A 7265-nucleotide genomic window follows, 5' to 3' on the forward strand; every position below is an offset into this window, starting at 1 on the left:
GTGCCGCACGCGACAACCGACCGATTCCGCACGGCCGGTAGAGTGTGCGCGTCGTCATCACACCCTTACGAGGAGAAGCCGGTGCAAATCCGGCGCTGACCCGCAACCGTGAGCCACTTCGGTGGTGAGCCGGATCGCCTCGCACGGGACGTGACCGGCTCGTGCCCTCGGCAGCCCGCCGACGGCCGGCACCGTCGAGGGATACGGAGCCGGAGCCGCCCGGATGCCTGAGCGTGCCCGGTGCTGCCCGGCTCCCCGCAGGGAGAGTCATGTCTGTTCGCCGCACCGCAGCGGTACTGGCCGCCACCGCCGTCATCGGGGCGGTCGCCGCACCGGCCGCCACCGCCGCCGGCTCGTCCCCCTCACCGACCCCCTCGGTGGCGCTCCCCTCGGGCCTGTTCGGCTCCGCCGACCCGACCTACGACGGTGTCTGGCGCCAGTCGCTCGCGCTGCTCGCCCAGCACACCGTCGGCGTGAAGCCCGCCGTCAAGGCCGTGGACTGGCTGACCGGCCAGCAGTGCGCGAACGGCGCCTTCGCCGCGTACCGCGCCGACGCGGGTGCCGCGTGCGACGCGAAGACCCAGGTCGACACCAACAGCACCGCGGCCGCCGTCCAGGCCCTCGGCGCGCTCGGCGGGCACGACGACGCCACCGGCAAGGCCGTGGCCTGGCTGAAGTCCGCGCAGAACAAGGACGGCGGCTGGGGCTACATGGCCGGCGGACCCAGCGACACCAACTCGACGTCCGTCGTGATCGGCGCGCTGAAGGCGGTCGGCACGAAGCCCGCGAGCGTCACCAAGGACGGCAAGTCCCCCCACGACGCCCTGCTGAAGCTGTCGACGGCCTGCGACGCGGAGGGCGACGGCGCCTTCGCCTACCAGCCCGACAAGAAGGGCAAGCTCGCGGCGAACGCGGACGCGACCGCGGCGGGCGTGACGGCCGGCATGGGCCAGGGCTTCGTGGCGGCGACCGGCAACGCCTTCGACCTCACGGGCTGCCACATCGGTGACGAGCCCAACCTGGCGGACGCGGCGGGCAACGGCGCCGAGTACCTCGCCAAGACCATGGCGAAGACCTCGTACCTGAAGTCCGCGCTGCCCGGCGCCGAGGACCAGCCCGACTACGGCAACACGGCGGACGCGGTCGTGGCCCTGGCCGCCATCGGCGCGACGAAGGACGCGCAGAAGCCGCTCGCCTGGCTGGAGAAGAACTCCGCGGACTGGGCGGCCAAGTCCGGCCCGGCCGCGTACGCGCAGCTGATCTTCGCCGCGCACGCCACCGGCACCGACCCGCGCGACTTCGGCGGCAAGGACCTCGTCGCACAGCTCAACGCCACGGGTCCCGCCCCGGTCGCGGCCGGCGCCTCGGCGAGCCCGAGCGAGAAGAAGAACGACGAGAAGAAGGACGACGGCGAGGGCCTCGGCGTCTGGTGGATCATCGGCGTCGGCCTGGTCGCGGGCATCGGCATCGGCTTCCTGATCAGCGGCCGCAACAAGAAGCAGCAGCTGTGACCGCCCGTCGGACGACCGCGCCCGCCCTGGCCCTGGCGCTGGCCCTCCTGCTCCTCGTCCTCGGCGGCGCGGGGCAGGCCCGGGCCGTCGGCTACCGCTACTGGTCCTTCTGGGACCTGACGGGCGGGAAGTGGACGTACGCCACCCAGGGCCCGTCGACCGCGCGGCCGTCCGACGGCGACGTCCAAGGCTTCCGCTTCGCGGTGAGCGAGGACTCCCAGCACGCCGTGCAGCCGCGCGGGGAGCGGGAGTTCGCCACGATATGCGCCAAGACGCCCGCCCGGGACGGCAAGAAGCGGGTGGCCCTGGTCATCGACCCGGGCACGGCCGCCGACGCGCCGTCCGGCGAGACGCCCCCGGCCGCGCGCACCGCCTGCGCCCGGGTCGCCCCCGACGCGAGCACCGCGGAGGCCCTGGCCGCCGTCGCCCCGCCCCTGCGCTACGACACCAACGCCCTGCTGTGCGCCATCGCGGGCTATCCGCGTACGGGCTGTGGCGACACGGTCGAGGCCGCCGGACCGGCCGCGTCCTCCGGAACGACCGCTTCCGCCGACCCGCAGACCTCCGCGCCGGTCCGCCAGGGCCCCTCGGTGGGCCTGTTGGCGGGGGCGGCCGCGGTGGCCGCGCTGGGCGCGGCCGCCGTCTGGCAGGCCCGTCGGCGCAAGGGCTAGGCACCGTCCATGACCGAGGCCGACCGCCCCACCACCCCCGCGAGGCGGTGGGGCTCCCGCCTGCCCGAACAGCGCCGGGAACCCGGCACATCGGCCCCCCGCCGCCCGGGCCCGGCCACGGCGGATTCGCCGCCGGACACCGCCCCGACGGAGCGATCGCCGAACGGCACCCCCGCAGGGGCGTCACCGGACGCCGCACCGGGGGGATCACCGCTGCCCGCCGGCCCTGCGGGGCAGTCGCCGGACTCCCGCACGGGCGGCGCGGGCCGTGCCGCCCGCGCCGTCCCCCCTGTCGCAGCCCGCGCCGACGCACTGCACCCCGGGGCCTGGTGGATCTGGGCGCTGGGGCTCGGCACCGCGGCCTCCCGCACCACGAACCCCCTCCTGCTCGCGCTGCTCATGGCGGTGGCGGGCTTCGTGGTGGCGACCCACCGCACCGACGCCCCCTGGGCCCGCTCCTACACCGCGTTCGTGAAGCTGGCCGCGGCCGTCCTCGTCATCCGCCTGGCCTTCGCCGTCTTCCTCGGCTCCCCGATCCCCGGTACGCACGTGATCGTCACGCTCCCCGAGATCCCCCTCCCGCACTGGGCGCAGGGGGTGCGCCTCGGTGGCCGGGTCACCGCCGAGGGCCTGCTCTTCTCGCTCTACGACGGCCTGAAGATGGCCGCCCTCCTCGTCTGCGTCGGCGCGGCCAACGCCCTGGCGAACCCGGCGAGGCTGCTCAAGTCACTGCCGGGAGCCCTGTACGAGGCCGGTGTCGCGGTGGTCGTCGCGCTCACCTTCGCGCCGCACCTGATCGCCGACGTCCAGCGGCTGCGCGCCGCGCGCCGGCTCCGCGGCCGTCCCGACCGGGGACTGCGCGGCCTCCTGCACGTCGGACTCCCGGTCCTGGAAGGCGCGCTGGAGCGTTCGGTCGCGCTGGCGGCCGCGATGGACGCACGCGGGTACGGACGCACGGCCGAGGTCCCGGCCGCCGTCCGCCGGACCACCGGGGCCCTCACCCTGGGCGGTCTGCTCGGTGTCTGCGCCGGCACCTACGGACTGCTGACAGCGGCGGGCGACAGCTACGGCCTGCCGGTCCTGCTCGCGGGGCTCGGCACGGCGCTCGGCGGCCTGTGGCTGGGCGGCCGCCGCTCGCCGCGGACGCGGTACCGGCCGGACCGCTGGGGCGTGAGGGCCTGGCTGGTCGCCGGATCAGGCATCGCGGTCGCGGCCCTCATGATCCTGGCCGCCTCCGGGGACCCCGCCGCGCTGCGCCCCGGCGTCGTCCCCCTGGTCGCCCCCGCCCTCCCCCTCTGGCCGGCGGCGGCGCTCCTGCTCGGCCTGCTCCCCGCCTTCACGGCCCCGCCCGCCCGGCCCGCCCCCGCCCCCGCCCCCGCCCCCGAGGAGTCATCGTGATCCGCTTCGAGGATGTCTCCGTGACGTACGCCGGAGCGGCCGAACCCTCCGTCCGGGGCGTGGACCTCGAGGTGCCGGAGGGCGAACTGGTGCTGCTGGTCGGCCCGTCCGGGGCCGGCAAGTCGACGGTGCTGGGCGCGGTGAGCGGACTGGTCCCGCACTTCACGGGCGGAACGCTGCGCGGCCGGGTCACCGTCGCCGGGCGGGACACCCGTACCCACAAGCCGCGCGAACTCGCGGACGTGGTCGGCACGGTGGGCCAGGACCCGCTGTCCCACTTCGTGACGGACACGGTGGAGGACGAACTCGCCTACGGCATGGAGTCACTGGGGCTGGCGCCCGCCGTGATGCGCCGACGCGTCGAGGAGACCCTGGACCTCCTCTCGCTGGCCGACCTCCGCGACCGCCCGATCGCCACCCTCTCCGGCGGCCAGCAGCAGCGCGTCGCGATCGGTTCGGTGCTCACCCCGCACCCCCGCGTCCTGGTCCTCGACGAACCCACCTCGGCCCTGGACCCCGGCGCCGCCGAGGAGGTCCTCGCCGTCCTGCAACGCCTGGTCCACGACCTCGGCACCACGGTCCTGATGGCCGAGCACCGCCTGGAACGCGTCGTCCAGTACGCCGACCGCCTCGCCCTCCTCCCCGCGCCGGGCGCTCCCCTGACCGTCGGCACCCCGGCCGAGATCATGGCCGTCTCCCCGGTCCGCCCGCCTGTGGTGGACCTCGGCCGTCTGGCCGGCTGGTCCCCGCTGCCACTGACCGTGCGCGACGCGCGCCGCAGGGCGGGAACACTGCGCGAACGTCTCACCCCCACGCCTCCGCCCCCGGCCGAACCCGCCGCAGGCGTCACCCCGCCCCTCCCCGTCCCCCAGGCACAGGCACAGGCACAGCCACCGGCACCCCCAGCCACCACCACCCCCCTCCTCTCCCGTCTCCTCCGAGGCCGCGGCCGACGCGGCCCCGGAACCACCCCGCCGCCTTCCCCCTCGCCCGAGGTGGCGGTCGTCGAGTCGCTGGCCGTCCGACGCGGGCGCGTCGAGGCGCTGCGCCGGGTCGACCTGACCGCAGGGCCCGGCGAGACGATCGCGCTGATGGGCCGCAACGGCGCCGGGAAGTCGACGCTGCTCGGAGCGCTGGTCGGCCTGGTCGAGCCGGCCTCCGGTTCCGTCCGGGTCGGCGGGGCCGCACCGCACCGCACGGCGCCCCGTGACCTCGTACGCCGCGTGGGACTCGTACCGCAGGAACCACGGGATCTGCTGTACGCGGACACGGTGGCCGCCGAGTGCGTGGCGGCCGACCAGGACGCCGGGGCCGCCGCCGGGACCTGCCGGGCGCTGGTGTCCGGGCTGCTGCCGGACATCGCGGACGACACGCATCCCCGTGACCTGTCGGAGGGGCAGCGGCTGGCGCTGGCGCTGGCCGTCGTCCTCACGGCCCGCCCCCCACTCCTGCTCCTCGACGAGCCGACCCGCGGCCTCGACTACGCCGCCAAGGCCCGGCTGGTCACCGTGCTGCGCGGACTGGCCGCCGAGGGGCACGCCATCGTGCTGGCCACCCACGACGTGGAACTCGCCGCCGAGCTCGCCGACCGTGTGGTGATCCTCGCGGACGGCGAGGTCGTCGCCGACGGTCCCACCGCCGAGGTGGTCGTCGCGTCCCCGTCCTTCGCCCCGCAGGTCGCCAAGATCCTGGCCCCCGGACCATGGCTCACCGTCGCCCAGGTCAGGAGGGCCCTCGCATGAGCACGGCCGAAGCGTCCGCCCCCCGCCCCGAACCCCGGAACCGGCCGCGTCACCAGCCCCAGGCCCGTGCCGTCCGCCTCGGCCCGCGCTCCGTCGCCGCCCTGGCCCTGGTCAGCGCGACCGGGGCCGCCGGATTCGCCTGGCCGCTCTTCGCGGGGCCCGGCTCACAGGTCAGCGCGCACGCCCAGGACGCTCCCTGGCTGTTCGCGGGGCTCCTCGTCCTGCTGGTCGCGGTGGTCGCGGCGACGATCTCCGAGTCGGGCCTCGGCCCGAAGGCGGTCTCCATGCTCGGTGTGCTGGCCGCGACCGGCGCCGCGCTGCGCCCGATCGGGGCCGGGACCGCCGGCATCGAGCCGATGTTCTTCCTGATGGTGCTGAGCGGGCGGGTGCTCGGACCGGGATTCGGGTACGTCCTCGGGTCCGTGACCATGTTCGCCTCGGCGCTGCTGACCGGCGGGGTGGGGCCCTGGATGCCCTTCCAGATGCTGGCCATGGGCTGGTTCACGATGGGCGCCGGCCTCCTGCCGGGCCCGGACCGGCTGCGCGGACGCGCCGAACTCCTGATGCTCGCCGCATACGGCTTCCTCGCCGCCTTCGCCTACGGCACCGTCATGAACCTGGCCGGCTGGCCCTTCATGGACGCACTGGCCTCGAACATCGCCTTCGACCCGCACGCCGCCGTCCCCGCCAACCTCGCCCGCTTCCTCGCGTACTGCTTCGCCACCTCCCTCGGCTGGGACCTGGGACGGGCGGTCGTCACCGTCGTCCTGACCCTGACGGTCGGCACGCCCCTCCTCAAGGCCCTGCGCCGGGCCACGCGCCGGGCGGCCTTCGAGAGCCCGGTCACGTTCGAGCCCCGGTGACCGGGACCCGCGTCACACCGCCCGGCGGCACCGCGTGCCCTCCCCCGCACCGTCCGTCACACGCGGGGTGAAGCGGCCCACAGGGTCCACGTCACATACGAAGCGGCTTCGTAGATCGAAAAGCATGTCATGGCCGCGCCATTCAGCCCCCTGACCTGCGACTTGAGAGCCACATCACACAACAGACTTTCGCCCCGGATGCGACCACAACTAGTAAAAGGGGTCATTGCGGACGGGTCCGGATCCTGTTTGTCTTGAGGACGTCGCCAGGCGCCACGAGCCCCCACGGGCCGCGGCGCCGACGTACACCGCTCCTTCCGCACACCACGCGGTCACGGCGTACGAGCGACTCCATGTCCCCGAAGAAACAGGTTCTCCGTGTCCGTCTCCGTCATCCGCCGCATCGTCTCTTCCCCGAAGAAGGCCCTCGCCGGCACCGCCGTGGCCGCCGCCACCGCCGGTATGGTCCTGGCCGCGGCGCCCGCCCAGGCCGCCACGCCGACCAGCGCCTCCGCCGCGAAGTCGATCGCCCGCGAGATGATTCCGGACGCCTCGCAGTTCAACGCCTTCAGCAAGATCGTCGAGCACGAGAGCGGCTGGAACGTCACCGCCACCAACTCGTCCTCCGGTGCGTACGGGCTGGTCCAGGCCCTGCCCGGCTCCAAGATGGCCTCCGCCGGCGCCGACTGGAAGACCAACCCCAAGACCCAGATCAAGTGGGGTCTGGACTACATGAACTCCCGCTACGGCAGCCCGGCCGGCGCCTGGGGCTTCTGGCAGGCCAACGGCTGGTACTGACCGGCCCACCACACGAGGCGGCACCCCGTTCCCGGGGCTGCCGCCTTCGTCGTACCCCGGCCTTCTTTCGCCCCCTCCGCCCCTACCCGACCCATCCCGGGGGCGCCGCCCCCGGACCCCGCTCCTCAAACGCCGGAGGGGCTGGATTTTCCCGGCCGGGACTGAAAACTGCACCCGCACCCGGGATCCGGCGCGAGGGGCCGTGCCGGTACATCGATGCCCGTCGCCACCGACGCCCACATCTCCGTCCAACGGCGACGGGCTGATGCACCGGCACGGCCC

Annotated in this window: 6 protein-coding genes and 1 riboswitch; all 6 genes read left to right on the forward strand. The window is 74.8% G+C overall.

Annotated elements, in window-relative coordinates; all coding sequences use genetic code 11:
• The first annotated feature begins 29 nt into the window (after positions 1-29).
• A riboswitch (cobalamin riboswitch) is annotated at positions 30-160 on the forward strand.
• 109 nt (positions 161-269) lie between these two features.
• The 6 genes from ACFW6B_RS28915 to ACFW6B_RS28940 all read left to right on the forward strand — a co-directional run bounded on the left by ACFW6B_RS28915 (position 270) and on the right by ACFW6B_RS28940 (position 6983).
• Positions 270-1511 carry a prenyltransferase/squalene oxidase repeat-containing protein gene (locus tag ACFW6B_RS28915; RefSeq protein ID WP_386600398.1) on the forward strand — a complete coding sequence of 414 codons (1242 nt, stop codon included), beginning with the start codon at positions 270-272 and terminating at the stop codon, positions 1509-1511.
• Positions 1508-2182, forward strand: coding sequence for an SCO2322 family protein (locus ACFW6B_RS28920; RefSeq protein WP_386600400.1), 675 nt, complete (start codon positions 1508-1510; stop codon positions 2180-2182). Before ACFW6B_RS28915 ends, ACFW6B_RS28920 begins: the two co-directional genes overlap by 4 nt.
• A 9-nt stretch (positions 2183-2191) precedes the next feature.
• Positions 2192-3580: an energy-coupling factor transporter transmembrane component T gene (locus ACFW6B_RS28925; protein ID WP_386600401.1), complete on the forward strand. Its 1389-nt coding sequence runs from the start codon at positions 2192-2194 to the stop codon at positions 3578-3580.
• The gene (locus tag ACFW6B_RS28930) at positions 3577-5322 is read left to right on the forward strand and encodes an ABC transporter ATP-binding protein (protein ID WP_386600403.1); all 1746 of its coding nucleotides are present in this window, start codon (positions 3577-3579) and stop codon (positions 5320-5322) included. Before ACFW6B_RS28925 ends, ACFW6B_RS28930 begins: the two co-directional genes overlap by 4 nt.
• The gene (locus ACFW6B_RS28935; RefSeq protein WP_386600405.1) at positions 5319-6185 is read left to right on the forward strand and encodes an ECF transporter S component; all 867 of its coding nucleotides are present in this window, start codon (positions 5319-5321) and stop codon (positions 6183-6185) included. Before ACFW6B_RS28930 ends, ACFW6B_RS28935 begins: the two co-directional genes overlap by 4 nt.
• Before the next feature lie 378 nt (positions 6186-6563).
• Positions 6564-6983 (forward strand): transglycosylase SLT domain-containing protein, encoded by a 420-nt coding sequence (locus ACFW6B_RS28940; protein ID WP_386600407.1) that lies wholly within the window; start codon positions 6564-6566, stop codon positions 6981-6983.
• Positions 6984-7265: the final 282 nt, after the last annotated feature.

It is taken from the genome of Streptomyces sp. NPDC058751 (assembly GCF_042746485.1).
Classification (GTDB): domain Bacteria; phylum Actinomycetota; class Actinomycetes; order Streptomycetales; family Streptomycetaceae; genus Streptomyces.